The sequence below is a fragment of the Pseudonocardia kongjuensis genome, assembly GCF_039526905.1.
Lineage (GTDB): Bacteria > Actinomycetota > Actinomycetes > Mycobacteriales > Pseudonocardiaceae > Pseudonocardia > Pseudonocardia kongjuensis.
Genome location: NZ_BAAAJK010000027.1, coordinates 165311 through 185285 on the forward strand (window position 1 = coordinate 165311; position 19975 = coordinate 185285).

15 protein-coding genes are annotated in these 19975 nt (G+C 73.9%); 7 read left to right on the forward strand and 8 right to left on the reverse strand.

The genetic code is table 11. The annotated features are described in order from the left end of the window. Positions 1-82: 82 nt before the first annotated feature. The gene (locus ABD160_RS22085) at positions 83-2461 is read right to left on the reverse strand and encodes an ATP-binding cassette domain-containing protein (protein WP_344025490.1); all 2379 of its coding nucleotides are present in this window, start codon (positions 2459-2461) and stop codon (positions 83-85) included. Positions 2462-2597: 136 nt separating this feature from the next. Beyond that, a complete protein-coding gene (locus ABD160_RS22090) occupies positions 2598-3365 on the reverse strand; it encodes an alpha/beta fold hydrolase (protein ID WP_344025492.1) in 768 nt (255 codons plus the stop codon). Between the two features lie 276 nt (positions 3366-3641). Here ABD160_RS22090 and ABD160_RS22095 point away from each other — a divergent pair, with 276 nt between their 5' ends. Continuing rightward, positions 3642-4670, forward strand: a complete 1029-nt coding sequence (locus ABD160_RS22095; protein WP_344025494.1) for a YdcF family protein — start codon at positions 3642-3644, stop codon at positions 4668-4670. Positions 4671-4678: 8 nt separating this feature from the next. Here ABD160_RS22095 and ABD160_RS22100 read toward each other — a convergent pair whose 3' ends face one another. Continuing rightward, positions 4679-5671: a GlxA family transcriptional regulator gene (locus ABD160_RS22100; protein ID WP_344025496.1), complete on the reverse strand. Its 993-nt coding sequence runs from the start codon at positions 5669-5671 to the stop codon at positions 4679-4681. Positions 5672-5809: 138 nt separating this feature from the next. Between ABD160_RS22100 and ABD160_RS22105 the strand changes: the two genes are divergently transcribed. Further along, positions 5810-6439, forward strand: a complete 630-nt coding sequence (locus ABD160_RS22105; RefSeq protein WP_344025498.1) for an HD domain-containing protein — start codon at positions 5810-5812, stop codon at positions 6437-6439. A 21-nt stretch (positions 6440-6460) separates the two neighbouring features. On the opposite strand, the gene ABD160_RS22110 is transcribed toward ABD160_RS22105, so the two are convergent. Next, positions 6461-7438, reverse strand: coding sequence for an alpha/beta fold hydrolase (locus tag ABD160_RS22110; RefSeq protein WP_344025500.1), 978 nt, complete (start codon positions 7436-7438; stop codon positions 6461-6463). A gap of 77 nt (positions 7439-7515) precedes the next feature. Here ABD160_RS22110 and ABD160_RS22115 point away from each other — a divergent pair, with 77 nt between their 5' ends. Further along, positions 7516-8073, forward strand: coding sequence for a TetR/AcrR family transcriptional regulator (locus ABD160_RS22115; protein ID WP_344025502.1), 558 nt, complete (start codon positions 7516-7518; stop codon positions 8071-8073). On the opposite strand, the gene ABD160_RS22120 is transcribed toward ABD160_RS22115, so the two are convergent. Further along, on the reverse strand, positions 8063-8968 hold the full coding sequence (locus tag ABD160_RS22120; RefSeq protein WP_344025504.1) for a LysR family transcriptional regulator: 906 nt from the start codon (positions 8966-8968) through the stop codon (positions 8063-8065). The two genes, ABD160_RS22115 and ABD160_RS22120, sit on opposite strands and share 11 nt — an antisense overlap. A gap of 117 nt (positions 8969-9085) precedes the next feature. Between ABD160_RS22120 and ABD160_RS22125 the strand changes: the two genes are divergently transcribed. Together ABD160_RS22125 and putP are read left to right on the forward strand one after the other, a co-directional pair. Continuing rightward, complete coding sequence (locus ABD160_RS22125) at positions 9086-12532, forward strand: proline dehydrogenase family protein (RefSeq protein ID WP_344025506.1); 3447 nt, start codon at positions 9086-9088, stop codon at positions 12530-12532. Positions 12533-12559: 27 nt separating this feature from the next. Continuing rightward, positions 12560-14074, forward strand: a complete 1515-nt coding sequence (gene putP, locus ABD160_RS22130; protein WP_344025509.1) for a sodium/proline symporter PutP — start codon at positions 12560-12562, stop codon at positions 14072-14074. Between the two features lie 98 nt (positions 14075-14172). Here the strand turns inward: putP and ABD160_RS22135 are convergent, their stop codons facing one another. Beyond that, the gene (locus tag ABD160_RS22135) at positions 14173-15507 is read right to left on the reverse strand and encodes a glucuronyl esterase domain-containing protein (protein ID WP_344025512.1); all 1335 of its coding nucleotides are present in this window, start codon (positions 15505-15507) and stop codon (positions 14173-14175) included. 1246 nt (positions 15508-16753) lie between these two features. On the opposite strand from ABD160_RS22135, the gene ABD160_RS22140 reads away from it, so the two are divergent. Together ABD160_RS22140 and ABD160_RS22145 are read left to right on the forward strand one after the other, a co-directional pair. Then, the gene (locus ABD160_RS22140; RefSeq protein ID WP_344025603.1) at positions 16754-18061 is read left to right on the forward strand and encodes an HNH endonuclease signature motif containing protein; all 1308 of its coding nucleotides are present in this window, start codon (positions 16754-16756) and stop codon (positions 18059-18061) included. 42 nt (positions 18062-18103) lie between these two features. After that, a complete protein-coding gene (locus tag ABD160_RS22145) occupies positions 18104-18478 on the forward strand; it encodes a hypothetical protein (protein WP_344025514.1) in 375 nt (124 codons plus the stop codon). A gap of 132 nt (positions 18479-18610) precedes the next feature. Here the strand turns inward: ABD160_RS22145 and ABD160_RS22150 are convergent, their stop codons facing one another. Together ABD160_RS22150 and ABD160_RS22155 are read right to left on the reverse strand one after the other, a co-directional pair. Continuing rightward, entirely contained in the window at positions 18611-19276 is a 666-nt protein-coding gene (locus tag ABD160_RS22150; RefSeq protein ID WP_344025605.1) for a transposase, read from the reverse strand. A 117-nt stretch (positions 19277-19393) separates the two neighbouring features. Then, entirely contained in the window at positions 19394-19954 is a 561-nt protein-coding gene (locus tag ABD160_RS22155) for an Lrp/AsnC family transcriptional regulator (protein ID WP_344025516.1), read from the reverse strand. Positions 19955-19975 lie beyond the last annotated feature (21 nt).

The following is a 19975-nucleotide window of genomic DNA, read 5'->3' on the forward strand; positions in this document are numbered from 1 at the left end:
CCGGGTGCCGGCACCCCGCTGATCTGCATCTCGGCGGGAGCCGGGGTGCGGGGCCCGGGTCGGATCGCGGGTGGCCCGGGGATCAGCCTCCGACGTAGGCGGCGAGGTGCTGCCCGGTCAGCGTGGACGCGTCGGCGACGAGCTCGGCGGGCGTCCCCTCGAACACCACCCGGCCGCCGTCGTACCCGGCGCCCGGCCCCAGGTCGATGATCCGGTCGGCGTGCGCCATCACCGCCTGGTGGTGCTCGATCACGATCACCGACAGGCCGGAGTCGACGAGCCGGTCCAGCAGGGCCAGCAGCTGCTCGACGTCGGCGAGGTGCAGTCCGGTGGTCGGCTCGTCCAGGACGTAGATCCGGCCCTTCTCCCCCATGTTGACGGCCAGCTTGAGCCGCTGCCGCTCGCCGCCGGACAGCGTGGTCAGCGGCTGGCCGAGGGTGAGATAGCCGAGCCCGACGTCGGCCAGCCGTTCCAGGATCTTGTGCGCGGCGGGCGTCCGGGCCTCGCCGGCACCGAAGAACTTCTCGGCCTCGGCGACCGGCATCGCCAGCACCTCGCTGATGTCCCGCCCGCCGAACCGGTACTCCAGCACCGAGGAGTCGAACCGGCGGCCCTCGCACACCTCGCAGGTGGTCGCCACGCCCGCCATCATCGCCAGGTCGGTGTAGACGACCCCGGCGCCGTTGCAGTTCGGGCAGGCACCCTCGGAGTTGGCGCTGAACAGGGCCGGCTTCACCCCGTTGGCCTTCGCGAACGCCTTGCGGATCGGCTCGAGCAGCCCGGTGTAGGTGGCCGGGTTGCTGCGCCGCGATCCCTTGATCGCGCCCTGGTCGACCACGACGACGCCGTCGCGGCCGGCGACGGAGCCGTGGATCAGCGAACTCTTGCCGGACCCGGCCACCCCGGTGATGACGGTGAGCACGCCGAGCGGGACGTCGACGTCGACCCCCTGCAGGTTGTGGCTGTCCGCGCCGCGGATCTCCAGCGCGCCGGACGGCGTCCGCACCGACTCCTTGATCCGCGCCCGGTCGTCGAGGTGCCGGCCGGTGAGGGTGCCGCTGGACCGCAGACCGGCGACCGTGCCCTCGTAGACGACCTGGCCGCCGTCGGTCCCGGCCCGCGGGCCGAGATCGACGACGTGATCGGCGATCACGATCGTCTCCGGCTTGTGCTCGACGACGAGCACGGTGTTCCCCTTGTCCCGCAACCGCAGCAGCAGGTCGTTCATCCGCGCGATGTCGTGCGGGTGCAGGCCGATCGTCGGCTCGTCGAACACGTAGGTGACGTCGGTGAGCGACGATCCGAGATGCCGGATCATCTTGGTGCGCTGCGCCTCGCCGCCGGACAGGGTGCCGGCCGGGCGGTCCAGCGACAGGTAGCCGAGCCCGATCTCGACGAACGAGTCCAGGGTCTCCCGCAGCGAGGCGAGCAGCGGGGCGACACCCCGCGCGGCCGACTCGCCTTCCAGCCCGCGGACCCACTCGGCGAGGTCGTTGATCTGCATCGCGCAGGCGTCGGCGATGTTGACGCCGCCGATCCGCGACGAGCGGGCGAGCTCGGAGAGCCGGGTGCCCGCGCAGTCCGGGCAGGTGCGGAACACGATCGCCCGGTCCACGAACGCCCGGATGTGCGGCTGCATCGCCTCCCGGTCCTTGGCCAGGAACGACTTCTCGATCCGCGGGATCAGCCCCTCGAAGGTGACGTTGACGCCGTCCACCTTGATCCGGGTCGGCTCCTTGTAGAGCAGCGCGTCGAGCTGCGGCTTCGTGAACGACGAGATCGGCTTGTCGCCCGGGAAGAAGCCGGAGCCGGCGAAGATCCGCCCGTACCAGCCGTCGACCGAGTAGTTCGGGATGGTGAGGGCACCCTCGACGATCGACTTGGAGTCGTCGTAGAGGGCGGTGAGGTCGAAGTCGGAGACGTTGCCGCGGCCCTCGCAGCGCGGGCAGGCGCCGCCGATGATCTCGAACTCGCGGCGCTCCTTGATCTGCCGGCCGCCCTTCTCGACGGTCACCGCGCCGCTGCCGCTGATCGAGGCGACGTTGAACGAGAACGCCTTCGCCGAGCCGACGTGCGGCTCCCCGATCCGGCTGAACAGGATCCGCAGCAGCGCACCGACGTCGGTGGCGGTGCCGACGGTGGAGCGGACGTCGCCGCCCATCCGTTCCTGGTCGACGATGATCGCGGTGGTCAGCCCGTCCAGCAGGTCGACGTCCGGCCGGGCCTGGGTCGGCATGAACCCCTGCACGAACGTGCTGTACGTCTCGTTGATCATCCGCTGGGACTCGGCGGCGATCGTCGCGAACACCAGCGAGCTCTTGCCGGAGCCGGAGACCCCGGTGAACACGGTCAGCCGCCGTTTCGGCAGCTCCACGCTGACGTCGCGCAGGTTGTTCTCCCGCGCGCCGTGCACCCGGATCAGGTCGTGGCTGTCGGCGGCGTGCCGCTCGGACGTGCTCATTCGGTGGTCCCCCCTGGTCGTGCGGTGCGCCCGATGCCCCGGGCCCGCTCACGAGATCCGGACCATGGTGCCCGCCCGGACGGTCACCGTCACGCTATGAGGGGCGGGTCCCGCAGCGCTTCTCGATTCCTGACCACTACGGCGTGGTGAGGAACGCCCGCAGCTCGGCCGCCGTCTCCGCCGGTCGTTCCAGGTAGACCATGTGGCCGGTGTCGAACGGGTGCACCGTGAGGTCGTCACCGAGCTCGGCCCGGCAGGCGTCCAGCCACCCGTCGCGGACGAACTCGGCGCCGGTCGCGGGCAGCACCAGGGTCGGCAGGCCGGCCGGTGGGACGACCGCCGGGCGGGCCATCTCCGACCAGGCCGCGACCACCGAGGCCCGCGAGTAGCGCCAGCGCAGCGCGCCGTCGCGCTCCGCCAGGTGGTCGGCCAGCTCGGCGTCGACGAGCTCGCCGGACACCCCCGGCCAGGTCGCGACCCGGTCGGCGCGGGCCGCCGCGACGTCGGTCCAGGACTGGTCGGCGCGGAACTCCTCGGCCCGCTCCAGCATGTCGTCCGGGTCCAGGCCGATCGCCGGGTCGATCAGCACGAGCCGGCTCACCCGGTCCGGCGCGGTGCGGGCGAGGTGGGTGGCGATCGCACCACCGAACGAGTGCCCGACGACGGCGGCCCGCCCGATCCCGAGCCCGTCCAGCACGTCGAGCGCGTCGGCGACGTGCCGCTCCAGGTTCCACGGCGGCGCCCAGGGGGATCGGCCGTGCCCGCGGACGTCGACGCTGATCCAGCGCAGCTGCGGGCACGCGTCGAACAGCGGGCGGAACCGCAGTCCGTGCCCGGTGACGCCGTGCACGGCGAGCACCGGCGGGCCGTCGGGGTCACCGGCGTGATGGACGTTGAGCAGCATGCGGGGATCGTCCCACCGGCGGGTCGCCGGGCGGGTCGCCGGGCGGGTCGCCGGGCGGCGGTCCGGGGCTCGGCGCCACCCTCCGCGCACCCCGGGAACGGCGCCGCACCGGGTACCGGGGGTGCGCGATCGTCCTGGAGGTGCGGGACGGCGCCAGGGGTGCGACGCGGGCCCTCCGCACGACGCGTGCCCGCGGCACGTCCCCCGCCACGACCGGGTGTGCGCCGCGGTTCGTTCCGCGGAACGCGCCCGGGCACACGGCAGGATGGGCCGATCATGACCGAGTTCGCGGTGATCGTCCTGCTCATCCTGTCCTTCGTCGTGCCCCTGCTGCTGGCCGTCGGCGTGTGCCTGTTCGTCCGGCGCCGCATCCGGACCGATCCGCGCCGGCTCGGCAACGCCTACTGGCTGCTGCTCGCCGCGCTGCTCGTCGGCAACGCGGCCGCGACGCTCGGGATCGTCGGGAGCAACCCGGTGGTCGCGACCGGGTTGTTCCTGGCCGTCGTCTCCCCGCTGATCGCGCTGGTGTTCGCCGGGTTCCTGCTGCTCAACGGCGTGGTCATGCTGCGCCGGGAACGGGTGAGCGCGGGCAACTCGCTGTCCCTGCTGGCCGGGCTGGCGATCGTCGCGCTGCTGGTCGTGACGGTGCCGGTGCTGCTGAACGGGACGCCGTGGATGCGCGCCCTGTGGCTGTTCTGCACGGTGACGGCGCTGCTGCTCGCGTTCCAGTTCGTCGCGTTCCTCGGCTACGCGCGGCTCTACGCCTGGCTGGTGCACGACCGGCCGGCGGACTGGGTACTGGTGCTCGGGTCCGGGCTGCGCGGCAGCGAGGTGCCACCGCTGCTGGCCTCCCGGATCCGGACCGGGATGGACGAGTTCGACCGGCGGTCGGCCCGGCTGCTCGTGCTGTCCGGCGGCAAGGGCAGCGACGAGCAGCTCGCCGAGGGCGAGGCGATGCGCCGGTGGGCGATCGCGCACGGCGCCGACCCGGCCGCGCTGCGCACCGAGACGGAGTCCCGCAACACCGAGCAGAACCTGCGGTTCTCCGACACCCTGGTGCGCGACGAGGTGTCCGGCAGCGGCCTGATCGTCACCAGCAACTACCACGCGTTCCGGGCCGCGGTGCTGGCCCGCAGGCTCGGCATCGACGCACAGGCGGTCGGCGCCCCGACCGCCGGGTACTACTGGCCGAGCGCCGTGCTGCGCGAGTTCGTCGCGATCCTGCGCGAGCACCGGGTGCGCAACCTGGTGCTGCTGGTGCTGGTGTGCGTCCCGGCGCCGCTCGCGATGCTGCTGGCCGCCTGAGCACCGGCTCAGTCCGTCGCGGGACCCGCCCCGAACCTGCGCCGGTACTCGCCGGGGCTCACCCCGTGGCGGCGGACGACGCAGCGGTGCAGTGCCGTCGTGGACCCGAACCCGGCCGCCGTCGCCACCCCGGGCAGTGCCGTGTCGGTGCGCACCAGCAGGTCGAGGGCCACCTGCAGACGGACCTTCTCGACGTGTGCAGCCGGGGTGTCCCCGAGCTCGCGGCGGAACAGCCGGGCCAGGTGGCGGGGACCGACTCCGAGCCGCCGGGCCAGTGCGTCGGCGGACAGATCCTGGGTGGGGTGCGCCGAGATCCAGGCCAGCAGTCCGGCGAGCCGGTCGGAGAGCGGGACACGCGGACCGAGGTGGGCACTGAACTGGCTCTGCCCGCCTGGCCGGTTGAGGTGCACGACCATCCACTGCGCCACCCGCCGGGCGATGTCGGGTCCCCGGTCGAGCGCGACGACGGCGAGTGCGAGGTCGATCCCGGACGCCACCCCGGCGGAGGTCCAGACCGGGCCGTCCCGGACGAACAGCGCGTCCGGGGTGACCCGCACCCGCGGGTGCTCCGCGGCCAGCGCCGCCGCGGTGGCCCAGTGCGTGGTCGCCCGGCGGCCGTCGAGCAGGCCCGCGGCAGCGAGGACGTGCGCACCGGTGCACACCGAGAGGATCCGGGCGGCCCCACGTCCGGATCGCGCCAGCAGCTCCACCAACGGTCCGTCCAGCATCGGCCGGACCCCGTCCCCGCCGGCCTCCAGACCTCCCGGGACGACGAGCGTGCCGACCGCTTCGTCCCAGGACCGCTGCGCGACCAGCTCCGGACCGGCAGCGGAGCGCACCGTCCCGGGACGTTCGGCGACCAGCACCGGCCGGTATCGACCCGGGCCCGACGCGAGCCGGTCCGCGGTGCTGAACACCTGTACCGGCCCGGTGACGTCGAGCAGCTCGACGCCGTCGAACACCGCGACCGCGACCCGTTCACGGGGTGATCCACCCTGCACGTCCGCCATCGTCGCCGAACGCCGCGGCCGCGGTCATGCGAGACCCGCCGATGTCCGGATCTGCACGGTTCCGGTCATGGAGGACGTGGCCGTCCGCGGCGAGTCTGGAACGCACCGACCACCGAGAGGGCACACCCGATGATCAGTGTTCCGGACACCCCGACCGCCCGCGCTGCAGCCGACCTGGCCCGAACCCTGGCACCGCCGTTCCTGCTGCACCACAGCCACCGCACCTACCTGTTCGGTGCCCTGGTGGTCGACGAGGACCTCGACCACGAGGCCGCATTCGTCGCAGCGATGATCCACGACCTCGGGCTCACCGGGGAGCACTGCTCGGCCGAGCATGAGTTCGGGCGGGTCGGGGCCGATCTCGCCGCCCGGATGCTCGAGGCGAGAGGCTGGGAGCACGACCGCATCCGCCTGGTCGAGCAGGCGATCCTGCGACACACCGAGCTGGACCGGCAGCAGGATCCGACACTGCGTCTGGTGCAGGCCGGCGCGGCGCTCGACGTGGCGGGACTCGCCCAGGAGCTGATCGACGACGACGCGCTCGCCGCCGTGCTCGGCAGGCACCCTCGGGACGGCTTCCCCACCGCGATGCGCGCCGACTACCTGGACGAGATCGACCGGCATCCGACCGGCGCCTTCGCCAGGCTCGAAGACGCCGTCCGGCTGTCCGAGCTGTTCGCCGCCAACCCGATCGACCGGCGGACCGCAGTCACCGAGATGCAGCTCAGCGGGCCGCACCCGGCGGATCCGGCCCGCTGATCTGCATCTCGGCGGGCCGCCTCACCGGTCGTGCCCGGACCAGTACCGCTCCAGCTCCGGGCCGAGCGGCCCGGCGTCCTGCATCGGCAGCGAGTGCGTCGTCCCCGGCCGGACGGTCACCGGGTCGATGCCCAGCGCCCTGGCCCGCTCCGCGGCCTGCGCGCCACCGGCCAGCGACCGGTCCCCGGCGATGTCGATCCGCACCGGCATCCGCAGCGACCGCCACTCGTCGTCGGTGAGGGTGCGCGGCACCAGGGTGACGGCCGCGTAGTGCCGGGCCCCCTCGTCGATCATCACCGACATCGGTGTGCGTTCCCGCACCTCCTCGACGGTGACGCCGCCGATCTCGGCCATCGCCCGGTTCTTCCAGGACTGCGGCACGGGCACCAGCAGCAGCGTCGACCACAGGTAGGTCGACGCGGGGAGCCCGTGCAGCACCAGCACCGGTTCGAGCAGCGTCAGCGACGCCACCCGGCCCGGGTGGGCGAGTGCGTGCGCGGTCGCGGTGGCCGCACCGAACGAGTGCCCGACGACGTGCGCCCGGTCCAGCCCGAGCCCGGCGAGCGCCTGCTCGACCCAGGTGGCCTGGTCGTCGAACGAGGTGAGCGGCACCGACTGGAGCGACATCCCGGAGTCGCCGATCGCGTCCATCGCGTAGACGGTGCGATCACCGATCCAGTGCCCCAGGTTCTCCCCCCACATCGGCGCGCCGGACCGGATGCCGGGCAGCAGCACCACCGGCAGCCGGTCGCCGGACGACGGACCGGTGGCCCGCCACTCGTAGACCCGCACGCTGCCGTGGTCGACCGCGACGTCGTGCACGGCGCTCGGTGCGGGCAGCGTCGCCATCACCCCGTCGTACGCGGCGCGGTAGGCGTCCCGGCCCTGCTCGCTGCGCCAGTGCCCGACGGTCGGCTCCGGCGCGACCAGCGAGACGACCTTCTCGACCACCAGCCAGCCCACCACCAGCACCGCGACGACGCTCAGGAACCGGCGCACGGGGACACCTCCGTCAATACGATTGTATTGACGGCGACTCTAATACAGTCGTATCGATCTCGCCTACAGTGGCGGCCATGGCCTCCGACGACCGCCGGGCGGCGATCATCCACGCCGTCTGGCAGGTGATCGCCGAGCGCGGCATGGCGGCGGTGTCCATGCGCACCGTCGCCGCCGCCGCGGGCGTCTCGGTCGGCCGGATCCAGTACTGGTTCGCGAGCAAGGACGAGCTCGTCCGGGCCGGTCTGGCGGCGATGCTCACCGGCGCCGCCGAGCAGCACGCCGACGCGACGGCCGGTGCCGACGACCGCGAGCAGCTGTGGCAGCTCGTCGGGCACCCGATCCCGCGCACCGCGGCCGAGCGCGCCGGGGTGTCGGTGTTCCACCAGTACGCCGCCGCCGCGATCCACCATCCGGCGCTCGCCGCGATGCTGGCCGACGCGAAGGACGGTCAGGAGCGCGCGGCCGCCCGGCTGGTCACCGCGATCGCCCCCGCGCTCGACGACCCGCTCGCCGCGGCCCGGGCACTGATCGCCACCGCGGACGGGCTGACCGTGCGCGTGCTGATCGGCGGGCTGTCCGCGGACGACGCCGAGCGCGCGCTGCGGGACGCGCTGCACCGGCTCACCGGCTGACCGGCCGGCCGGCACCGACGACCGCGAACGCGTCCGCGAGCGCGGCCCGGACCTGCGCGATCGCCGGATGCCCCGCGGACACCAGCCGCGCCGAGGTGAACAGCTCGCGGTGCGACGGGCCGGCGAGCCCGATCAGCCGCACACCGTCCCGGTTCCCGGTCCACACCAGGTCCGGCAGCAGGCTCACCGCGTGCCCGGCCCGGACCAGGTGCACGTGGATCTCCAGGTCGGCGGAGTCGAACCGGATGTCGGGCTCGAACCCGGCCGCCCGGCACTGCTGCACCGCCCACTGCCGCGCGGCGGTCCCCGCCGGCTCCATCACCCAGGGCAGGTCCCGGGCGTCGGCGAGGCCGGTCACCCCGGAGCCCGCGGCGACCGCGAGCCGCACCGGATCGGTGCCGAGCGGCTCGCGGTCCAGCGTGGCCCGGTGCGACCGGCTGTGGCCGGGGTACTGCTCGGCGACGGCGACGTCGAACCCGCGGGTCTCCAGCTCGGCCAGTCCGGTCTCGGGCGGGACCACCGACGCCTCCAGCCGCAGGTGCGGCGCGGTGCCCCGCAACCGGGTCAGCGCGTGCGGCAGCAGCGCCCGGGCCGTCGTCTCCAGTGTCGCCAGGCGCACCGTCTCGCCGACCGGCTCCGCCGAGGCCAGCCTGCTCCGGACCCGTTCCTCCAGGTCGAGGACCTCCGCCGCGTGCCGGGCGACCAGCTCGCCGGGCGGGGTCAGCCGGAGCCTGCGCCCGTCCGGTTCGAGCAGCCGGACCCCGACCTCCTCCTCCAGCTTCGCCAGCTGCTGGGACACGCTCGACGGCGCGTAGTTGAGCGTGCGCGCCACCTCGGTCACGGTCCCCCGCAGGCTGAGCTCGTGCAGCAGCCGGAGCCGGTGGAGATCCCACATCGGTCACACCTTTCGGTCCAACCGAATAATAGCGTTCACTTATCGTCGCTTTTATCGACGTATGTGGGCTGGGACTCTCGTCTTCCCGGGAACGGCGGACGAGCGGAGGGGTGCAGCGTGAGCGTGACGAACGGCGTCGTGATCGACGAGGAGCTGGCGACCGAGGCGGTCGCGCTGGTGCGGCGCTGGCTGGAGACGGCGCGGCGGGAACCGGTCGACCGCTCCGCCCGCCGGCTCGCGGACGTGCTGCAGGACCCGGACGGGCTCGCCTTCACCGTCGGCTTCGTCGACGGCGTGATCCGGCCGGAGGACCCGCGGGCCGCCGCCCGGCACCTGGCGACCCTGGTCCCGATCGTCCCGCGCTTCCTGCCGTGGCCGCTGCGCACCGCGATCCGGGCCGGCGCGGTCGCCGGGCGGGTGGCGCCCGGGGTCGTCGTCCCGGTGGCCAGGGCCGCACTGCGCCGGATGGTCCGCCATCTCGTCGTGGACGCCTCCGAGCGCCGGCTCGGCCCGGCGATCCGGCGGATCCGCCGCGACCGTCCGGGCACCCGGCTGAACGTCAACCTGCTCGGCGAGGCCATCCTCGGCCGCGACGAGGCGGACCGCCGGGTCGAGGGCACCCGCGCGCTGCTCGCCCGCGACGACGTCGACTACGTCTCGATCAAGGTCTCGTCCACCGTCGCGCCGCACGACCCGTGGTCGTTCGACGCCGCCGTCGCCGACGCCGTCGAGGCGCTCGCCCCGCTCTACCGGCTGGCCCGCTCCGCGCCCGGCGGCCCGAAGTTCCTCAACCTCGACATGGAGGAGTACCGCGATCTCGACCTGACCCTCGCCGTGTTCACCACGCTGCTGGAGCGCCCCGAGTTCCACGACCTGCCGGCCGGGATCGTGCTGCAGGCGTACCTGCCCGACGCGCTCGGCGCGATGGTCCGGCTGCAGGAGTGGGCGGCCGCGCGGGTCGCCCGCGGCGGCGCCCCGATCAAGGTCCGGGTGGTGAAGGGCGCGAACCTGCCGATGGAGCGGGTCGACGCCGAGCTGCACGGCTGGCCGCTCGCGACCTGCGGCAGCAAGCAGGAGTCCGACGCGTCGTACAAGGCGGTGCTGGACTACGCGCTGCGCCCCGAGCACACCGCCGCCGTCCGGATCGGGGTGGCCGGGCACAACCTGTTCGACATCGCGCTGGCCCGGCTGCTCGCCGGGCGCCGCGGCTGCCTCGACGGGATGGACGTCGAGATGCTGCTCGGCATGGCGACCGCGCAGGCCGCCGCGGTACGCGCCGACGTCGGGTCGCTGCTGCTCTACACCCCCGTCGTGCACCCGCAGGAGTTCGACGTCGCGATCGCCTACCTGGTCCGCAGGCTCGAGGAGGGCGCGTCCCGGGAGAACTTCATGTCCGCCGCGTTCGACATCGACCGCGACCACGACCTGTTCGAGCGGGAGCGCGACCGGTTCCTGGCCTCGGTCGCGACCGTCCCCACCTCGGTGCCCGCGCCGAACCGGGTGCAGGACCGCAGCCGTCCCGAACCGGCCGCGCCCACCGACGGCTTCACCAACACCCCGGACACCGACACCGCCGTCGCCGCGAACCGCGCCTGGGGCGACGCGATCCGCGCCCGGATGCGCGACAGCGCGCTGGGCACCGGCACCGCGGACGCCGGCCGGGTGCACACCCGGACCCAGCTCGACGACGTCGTGACCGGCGCCCGCGACGCCGGCCCGGCCTGGCGCGGGCTGGGCGCCGACCGGCGCGCGGAGATCCTGCACCGGGCCGGTGACGAGCTGGCCGCCCGGCGCGCCGACCTGCTGGAGGTCATGGGCTCCGAGTGCGGCAAGGTGCTGGAGCAGGGCGATCCGGAGGTCAGCGAGGCGATCGACTTCGCCCACTACTACGCCGAGCAGGCCCGCCGGCTCGACGACGTCGCGGGCGCCCGCTTCTCCCCCGCCGGGCTGACCGTGGTGACGCCGCCGTGGAACTTCCCGGTGGCGATCCCGGCCGGCTCGACGCTGGCCGCGCTCGCCGCCGGCTCACCGGTCGTCCTCAAGCCGGCCGACCAGGCCCGGCGCAGCGCGGCCGTGGTCGCCGAGGCGCTCTGGGCGGCGGGCGTCCCGCGCGAGGTGCTGCGCTACGTCCAGCTCGACGAGCACGAGCTCGGTTCCGCGCTGATCACCCATCCCGCCGTCGAGCGGGTGGTGCTGACCGGCGCCTACGAGACGGCCGAGCTGTTCCGCTCGATGCGCCCCGATCTGCCGCTGCTGGCCGAGACCAGCGGCAAGAACGCGATCATCGTGACCCCCGCCGCGGATCTCGACCTGGCCGCGAAGGACGTCGCCCGCTCCGCGTTCGGGCACGCCGGGCAGAAGTGCTCGGCCGCGTCGCTGGTCGTCCTGGTCGGCTCGGTCGCGACGTCCCGGCGGTTCCGGCGCCAGCTCGTCGACGCCGTGACCTCGCTGCACGTGGGCCTGCCCTGGACCGAGGGCACGCAGGTCGGCCCGCTGATCGAGCCGGCGTCGGGCAAGCTGGCGTCCGCCCTGACCACGACCGGGCCCGGCGAGAGCTGGGTGATCACCCCCGAGCGGCTCGACGAGCACGGGACGCTGTGGCGGCCGGGCGTGCGCGAGGGCGTCGCGCCGGGCTCGGAGTTCCACCTCACCGAGTACTTCGGCCCGGTGCTCGGGATCATGACCGCCGACACCCTCGAGGAGGCGATCGGGCTGGTCAACCGGGTCGAGTACGGGCTCACCTCCGGCCTGCACTCGCTCGACGGGACCGAGATCGACACCTGGCTGCGCACCGTCGAGGCCGGGAACCTCTACGTCAACCGCGGGATCACCGGGGCGATCGTGCAGCGCCAGCCGTTCGGCGGCTGGAAGAAGGCCGCCGTCGGCACCGGCACGAAGGCGGGCGGGCCGAGCTACCTGTTCGGCTTCGGGACCTGGTCCGACGACCCGGTCGGCGCCGCCGGGACCGGGGCCGATCCGCTCGCGGACCGGGTGCTCGACGTCGCGCTGCCCGACGCCGACCGGGACTGGCTGCGCGGCGCGCTGGCGACCGATGCGGACGCCTGGGCGGCCGGCTACGGCATCGCCCACGACGCGACCGGCCTGAGCTGCGAGCACAACGTGCTGCGCTACCACCCGGTGCCGGTCACCGTGCGGTACGCGACCGGCCGCCCGGTGGAGCTGCTGCGGATCGTCGCCGCCGGCCTGCGCGCGTCGGCGCCGTCGGCCGTCAGCGCCGCCGCGCCGCTGCCCGCCGCGCTGGACGCGCACCTGGCCCGGCTCGGCGTGACCGTCCTGGTGGAGGACGACGCCGCCTGGCACGACCGGCTGCGCACCCTCGCCGCCGGCGGCGGCCGGGTCCGGCTCGTCGGCGACCGTGCGGCGGACGTCGCCGGGGTGACCGGCGGCTCGCCGGCGCTGGCCGTGTACGACGGCCCGGTCGTCACCGCCGGGCGGGTCGAGCTGCTGACCTTCCTGCGCGAGCAGGCCGTGTCGGTCACCGCGCACCGGTTCGGGACGCCGCACCCGGTGCCGGTCCCGGCCGCCGTCCCCACCCCCGTCTGACCCGCACAGCGAACAGAGAGGTTCGTGATGCACGACCAGACCTTCCAGATCGTCGCGCTCGTCGTCTACTTCGCGGTGATGATGGGAATCGGCTACTACGCCTACCGGCAGACCGCCGACCACGAGGGCTACATGCTCGCCGGGCGCAAGCTGCCCCCGTGGACGGCCGCGCTCAGCGCCGGGGCGTCCGACATGTCCGGCTGGCTGATGATGGGGCTGCCCGGGGCGATCTACGCGGCCGGGCTGATCGAGGCGTGGATCGCGATCGGGCTGACCGCCGGCGCCTACCTGAACTGGCGGTTCGTGGCGCCGCGGCTGCGCTCCTACACCGAGGTGGCGCGGAACTCGATCACCATCCCGAGCTTCTTCGAGAACCGGCTGCACGACTCGTCGCGGTCGCTGCGGATCGCCTCCGGCGCGATCGTGCTGGTCTTCTTCACCTTCTACGTCTCGTCGATGATGGTGGCCGGCGGGGAGTTCTTCCAGCTCGCGTTCGGCGGGTCGTACCTGACGGGCATGCTGATCGTCGCCGTCGTCACGCTGGCGTACACGATGATCGGCGGGTTCCTCGGCGCTTCGCTGACCGACGTCGTGCAGGGCACGATGATGCTGCTGGCGCTGCTGATCGTGCCGGTGATCGCGATCTTCTCGGTCGGCGGGATCGGCGGGACGACGGCGGCCGTCACCGCCGTCGACCCGGACCGGCTGTCGCTGCTCGGCGGCGCCGCACTGTCCGGCGCGACGGTGCTCGGCATCGTCTCGGCCGCGGCCTGGGGCCTGGGCTACTTCGGGCAGCCGCACATCATCGTGCGCTTCATGGCGATGCGCGACGCCGCGTCCGCCGGACCGGCCCGCCGGGTCGGGATGAGCTGGATGATCCTGTCCCTGCTCGGCGCGGTCGCCTGCGGCGTCGTCGGCATCGCGTTCTTCCACACCACGCCGAACGAGCTCGACAATCCCGAGCTCGTCGTCCTCGCGATGTCCCAGATCCTGCTGCACCCGCTGGTCGTCGGCTTCGTGTTCGCCGCCGTGCTGGCCGCGATCATGAGCACCGTGTCGAGCCAGCTGATCGTCAGCTCGTCAGCGTTCGTCGAGGACCTCTACAAGGTCGTCGGGCGGGACACCTCGCCGCGCACCCTGATGGTCCTCGGCCGGTCCTGCGTGCTGGCCGTCGCGGTGATCGCCGCCGTGATCGCGCTCGACCCGGGCGGCACCATCCTCGATCTCGTCGCGTTCGCCTGGGCCGGGTTCGGCGCGTCGTTCGGCCCGGCGATCCTGCTGTGCCTGTTCTGGCGCGGGCTGACCAACTGGGGTGCGCTCGCCGGCATGGTCGGCGGGGCGGTCACCGTGTTCGTCTGGGACACCTGGGCCCCGCCGATCGCGGGCGTCGAGCTGTACGAGATCGTGCCGGGATTCGCGGTGAACGTGCTGCTGGCGGTGGTCGTGAGCAGGCTGACCCACGTCCCGAACGCCGAGATCGAGCGGGAGTTCGACGACGCCGCCGCGATCGCCGCGGGCCGCGACGTCACCGCGGCGCGCTGATCCTGCCGGCCGCGGGGGCGCGTCGGCGCGGCGCGCTGATCCTGCCGGCCGCGGGGGCGCGTCCGCGCGGGCCGGTGGCGCGTCGATCCCGGCGGGGGTCAGAGCCCGGCCGGGGCGGCGGCCCGGGAGAACAGGTCGCCGTCGAGGTAGACGTCCCAGTCGGCACCGGTCAGGCCGTGCCCGCCGGAACGCAGGTGGTAGCTCATCGCCGGGCCACGGTGGGCGCGGTCGGTCTCGGGCCGCCAGTCGTCCGAGCCGAGGCCGGTGTCCCCCAGGCCGTACAGCTCGTAGACCCGGGCGGCGCCGACGTAGGCGAGGAACTCGCCCTGCGGATCGGCGTTAGAGTCGTCGGTGGCGCTGCCGACGACCAGGCGCCGCGGCGCGACGAGCCCCATCAGCTCGTGCTGGTCGACCGGCAGGGCGCTCTCGTTGTCGTTGTACTCGCGGTAGGTCTGCGGGAACCAGTGCGGGAACGAGCTGTTGATCCGGGCGACCGTCTCGGCGCCCACCCCGCCGTCGCCGCGGCGGGCGAGCTTGGCGCCGGTCGATCCGGAGTTGTTGGTGATGACGGCGGCGAACCGGGTGTCCTGCGCACCCGCCCACAGCGACGCCTTCCCGCTGCGCGAGTGGCCGATCACGCCGACCTTCGTGGGGTCGATGTCCGGATCGGTCTCCAGGTAGTCCATCGCCCGGCTGGCGCCCCAGGCCCAGGCGCTGATCGCGCGGCCGGCGTCGTCGGGCAGGTCCCGGCCGGACGGGTGGAACAGGTTGATGACGCCGTCGCGGTAGCTGCCGCTGTCGTCGGGGGCGAGATCGTTCGCGTCGATGACGGCGAACGCGTACCCGGCGCCGGTGATCGTCGAGACGGGTGCGTAGCCCGACGACTGGCCGGGATCGTCGCCGACCGATCCGCGGTGGTCGATCATCAGGGAGGTGCCGCGCGGCGGGCCGTCGCCCTGCGGGACGAACAGCCGCAGGTCGAAGCTGCCGGAGCCCTCGGGCCCGGTGACGCCGATCGTGACGGTCTTGCGCACGACGTCGCCGGTGTCGGACGTGGACACGTCGAACGTCTGCTCCGTCGGGAGCGGCAGGCTCTCCCCGTACACGTGCTCCCGGAAATCGGCCAGCAATTCCTCGCGGCGGACGTTCTCCCACGATTCCGGGCCGTCCACCGCGTTTCCGTCCTGCAATCGCAGCGGATTCGGATAATCGTTCCCGCCGAGCGTGATCGTGGCGTCGGCGAGCATCTCGGCGAGGCCGCCGACGATGTCGTCCCCGCGCTCGGCCGAGGCGCCTGCCGGCGCCTCCGCAGCCGCCGCGACCTGCGGCATCGCGAGCCCGCCGGTCGCGAACAGCGTCGCGGCGACGAGCAGCGCCCGCGCGCTCCTCGCGGTGCTGCGCGGTCGGTCGGGTCGACGGCTCGGAATATGCATCGAGAGTGACCGTACCCGAGGGTTGCTTCCCGATCGGGTCGTTCCCGACCATCGAACGGATGATGCCGGACACCGTCCGCTGCGCAGGTCCGAAAGTGCGAACGGGAGTAGGTCGCGCAATTGTCACCGGAACGGTGGACCCCGAAGGCGGGACGGACCCACGAACGGGTCGCCCGGGCCCGCCGGCCCCGGCGGGTTCTCCCGTCGGAGATGCCCTCCGCGCTCCCCGCCGGCCCGCCCGTCCCCGGCGACACTCCGCCCGAGCCGACCACCATCTCGGCGACACGCTCCACCTGGCCGACCACCACCTCGGCGGCAGGCTCCCCGGGCCGCGCACCACCTCAGCAACAGGCCCCCCAGGCCGCGCACCACCTCAGCAACAGGCCCCCCAGGCCGCGCACCACCTCGGCGGCAGGCCCCCCAGGCCGCACACCACCCCGGCGGCAGGGCCCCCAGGCCGCCCACCCCGCCTCGGCTCCGGAGCCCGCCGGACCCGCCGCCTCGGCGGCAGATCTCCCCGGATACGACCACCGCACCGGCGACGCACTCCCCGGGTCCGCCGCCGGGCAACAGGCTCCCCGGATCCGACCTCACACCCCGCGCCGGACCTTCCGGGACCGACCTCACCGCCCGACCACCAGGGTCCGCCGGACCTCCCACTCGGCGACAGACCGACCGGGCCGCCTCCGCCCCAGCGACGAACGCACCGGACCCGTGGGCCCGCCGACCGGACCGGCAGCCCACCTCTCGACCCCGCCGACCGGACCGGCAGCCCACCCCCACAGCCGCCGACCAGACCGACAGCCCACCCCCACAGCCGCCGGCCGGACCGGCAGCAGACTCCGCCGGACCACCCACGCCCCCGGCACCGGACTCCCGCGGGCCGTTCTCGACCCCACCGCACCCGCTCCGGCTCCGGCTCCGGCTCCGGCGGCACGCGCCGAACGCCACGGGCTCCCGACCGGCCCCACCCCCGCATCCGCCGCCTCGCCACGCCGCCCACCCTCGCTCACCCTCGCTCGGCCGAGCCCCGAGCCCCGAGCCCCGAACCGCCGAACCCGGCCCCACCCCGTTCACGATCGCAAACGACGAACGGTCCCCCAACTGCGACAACCGACTGTCGAACATGGACTCAGTCCGCTAGAATCGAACACATGTACGAACGGGTCATTCACGCGCAGGACCGCCTCACCGCGGCCGCCGACGACCTCACCGCGCTCCTCGACACCGCCACCGATGACGAGATCTGCGCACTCCAGCTCGCCATCGAAGCGACCATCCGCCGCCTCGACCACGCCGCGGTCACCGCGCTCGCCGGCGCGGCATCTACGCCGAGCGCGGCTACCGCACCCCCGCCGCCGCCCTGGCCGACCTGCTGCGCTGGGAACCCCGCCGCGCCCGCCGCTTCACCATCGCCGCCGAGGCCGTCAGCACCCGCACCGGGCTCGACGGCACCCCGCTCCCCGCCCGGCTCCCCGCGACCGCCACCGTGTTCGCCTCCGGCGAGACGTCACTGCGCCACGTCGAGGTGATCGCCACGCTGCTGCGCTCGGCACCGGCCACCCGGCTCGACGACGGCACCCTGGCCGGCGCCGAGGAGGCCCTCGCCGAACACGCCGTCCTCTGCACCCCCGCCGAGCTGCACACCTGGGGCACCCAGCTCCTCGAGGCCCTCGACCAGGACGGCCCGGAACCCGACGACGACGGCCCGACACCCATGGTCAACGAGCTCCGCATCACCCGGCACCGGAACCGTCCCGGCGGCACCCTGCGCGCCCACTTCGACGACGCCGAGATGTTCGACCGGATCGCCACCAGCCTCGACGGTCTCGCGGCACCGTCCGACGCCGACGACGTCCGCGACCACCCCGAACGCGCCGCCGAAGCGCTCGCCGAGCTCTGCGGCTTCGCCCTGGCCCACGCTCCGGGCCGGGTACTGCCCGAGTCCGGTGGGCGGCGCCCCCAGGTGGTGGTCACCATCCGGCTCGACGATCTCGAACGCCGAGCCGGCGCCGCGACCGCCGACCACGGTGGCCGGCTCGATCCCGCCGCGCTGCGGATGCTCGCCTGTGATGCCGCCGTCCTGCCGGTCGTCCTCGCCGGCGACGGCCGGCCGCTCGACGTCGGACGCGCCACACGCACCGTCACCGTCGCCCAACGCCGTGCCCTCACCGCGCGCGACCGCGGCTGCGCCCATCCGGGATGCGACCGGCCACCTGCCTGGTGCGAAGCCCACCACATCGTGCCGTGGCAGCACGGCGGCGCCACCGATCTCGACAATCTCGTCCTGCTCTGCCGCGTCCACCACCGGCTCGTCCACCACTCCCGGTGGGAGATCCACCTGACCGGCGGGCGGCCCGAGTTCGTCCCACCCGGCTGGATCGACCCCCAGCGCCGGCCACGACGCACACCCGACCCGAACCGGGTCGTCCCGTCACCCCGGCCGCCCACCGACCGCACGCCCCCCGGCATCCGTGCCGAGGTGGAGACGGGGCCGCCACAGGTCCGGGTGATCAGCTTCGACGAGCTCACCGCCGGCATCACCGCACGATGAGACCTGCGCCGGCCCCCGACCCACGGGCGATAACCTCGCGACGTGCTCCCCGCGCTCCTGCTCGTCGCCGTGCTCGCGGTCCTCGCGGTCTTCCAGGTCGCCCTGGTCCTCGGCGCGCCGCTCGGCCGGTTCACCTTCGGCGGGCGGCACCCGGGCGCGCTCCCGGCGGGCCTGCGGGTCGCCGCGGCGCTCTCGGTCGGCGTCTACGCACTGATGGCGACACTCGCCCTGGACCGGGCGGGCGTGATCGACGTGTACCCGCAGGGCGCCGCACGGACCGGGATGTGGGTGGTGTTCGGCTTCCTCGTCCTCAACACGCTGCCGAACGCCGTCTCCCCGTCCCGCAGCGAACGTCTCGTCATGACGCCGCTGCTGGTCGTCATGTCCGCCCTGGCGCTGCTGGTCGCACTGGGCTGATTCCCTATGCAGGATCGGGTGTCAAGGCCGGGGCTTGCGGTCCGCTCGAATCCGGCGGGACGATGGGTGGTGGGAGGGTCGCCTCGTCTGTCGACGCCTGTGGGGGCCTGACCTGTCGCGTCCTGTGTGGACTCACCGAGGGGCCCTCCCCGCCCGGTTGGTCGGGTCGGGTTTGCGGCTGCGGCGGCGGGCCCGGACCTCGGCCGGGGCGGTCCACTGTTCGGCGATGATCGCCTTCGCCTCGGCCGGTGTGACCGGGTGGCCGTCGGTGTCGCAGACGACATGGGGCATGCCGCGGCGCAGCACCGTCCAGGCCCGTTCGGCCGGCACGGCCGCGACGACGCAGAGGGCCGCGGTGTGGTTCGCGCCGCGCTCGACGATCTGGCGGTGGTAGATCCGGGCCAGTTGCGGGTCCTGGCGGCGGGCGTTGTCCGCGGCCCGGATCAGGGTGGTGCGCATCAGCGCCGGTCCGGCCTCGGACATCGGCCGGCCCTTGCGGTCGGCCTCACCGGTCTCCGACGCTCGTGGGGCGAGTCCGGTGAACGAGCGGACGTGACGCGCGGTGGGAAACCGGTGCGGGTCACCCAGCCCCGCGACCAGGGCGGGGGCGCCGATGGTGGCCAGACCGGGCAGGCTGCGCGCGAGCCCGGCCGGGTCGACCCAGCGGTAGGCCTGTTCCCGGGCCCGGGCGTGGCCGGCCGGCCCGGCCTCGACGGTGCAACCAGACCCGACCTCGACTGGCGCCGGTCTACTTCCCTGATCCGGGGCATCCGTGGCCAGGGCAGCGGTGGCAATCAGCCCAACGAGGCACGAACACGATGCCCGCCCTCAGAGCGCACCTCGACGCCACCCACCGGACCGGCCGGGAGGCGCATGCAACCCGAGAACCCCAGGCCGATCAGGTCCCGGAGCTACTTACATGAGCGGCGGACCGTCGAGATCCGGCGGCGGGACCGGCGACCACGGCTTGGGTGAGGACAGCACGATCGACGTGGCGGGCTTCCCGAGCCCGTTCAGGTCGTCGATCAGCGGTTCGAGATCCCGGATGCGCGGCGCGACGACCCGCAGGACGTGGTCCTCGGTCCCGGTGACCCGGTGGTCCTCCAGGACCGTCGGCCGGGCGTGCGCCATGCGGGCGAGCTCCAGCGACTGCCGGCGACCGGCCGTCGTCACCACGACGAACGCGTGCACCTCGTGGCCGGCGGCGATCGGATCGACCCGGGCGCCGTAACCCGTGATCACACCGTCGCGCTCCATCCGGCGCACCCGGGCCGCGACTGCCGGCGGGCTCATCCCGACGGTGCGGCCGAGCTCCCGGTATCCGAGCCGGGCATCGGCCTGCAGCAGCGCGAGCAACTGCCGATCGATCGTATCGAGTTCACTCATGCACACGATTGCACCGGACGACCATGCGAACGGAAAGTATCCGGCCGCAAGACCTTCCGAAGCGTCTTCGACGACGGCGGCGCTCGGCATACCGTTTCACCCCGTGGACCG

Excerpts from the sequence above, each read along its gene's own strand:
- ABD160_RS22085 (WP_344025490.1), bottom strand. The coding sequence starts at position 2,461 with ATGAGCACGTCCGAGCGGCACGCCGCCGACAGCCACGACCTGATCCGG.
- ABD160_RS22090 (WP_344025492.1), bottom strand. The coding sequence starts at position 3,365 with ATGCTGCTCAACGTCCATCACGCCGGTGACCCCGACGGCCCGCCGGTG.
- ABD160_RS22095 (WP_344025494.1), top strand. The coding sequence starts at position 3,642 with ATGACCGAGTTCGCGGTGATCGTCCTGCTCATCCTGTCCTTCGTCGTG.
- ABD160_RS22105 (WP_344025498.1), top strand. The coding sequence starts at position 5,810 with ATGATCAGTGTTCCGGACACCCCGACCGCCCGCGCTGCAGCCGACCTG.
- ABD160_RS22115 (WP_344025502.1), top strand. The coding sequence starts at position 7,516 with ATGGCCTCCGACGACCGCCGGGCGGCGATCATCCACGCCGTCTGGCAG.
- ABD160_RS22120 (WP_344025504.1), bottom strand. The coding sequence starts at position 8,968 with ATGTGGGATCTCCACCGGCTCCGGCTGCTGCACGAGCTCAGCCTGCGG.
- putP (WP_344025509.1), top strand. The coding sequence starts at position 12,560 with ATGCACGACCAGACCTTCCAGATCGTCGCGCTCGTCGTCTACTTCGCG.
- ABD160_RS22135 (WP_344025512.1), bottom strand. The coding sequence starts at position 15,507 with ATGCATATTCCGAGCCGTCGACCCGACCGACCGCGCAGCACCGCGAGG.
- ABD160_RS22155 (WP_344025516.1), bottom strand. The coding sequence starts at position 19,954 with ATGCCGAGCGCCGCCGTCGTCGAAGACGCTTCGGAAGGTCTTGCGGCC.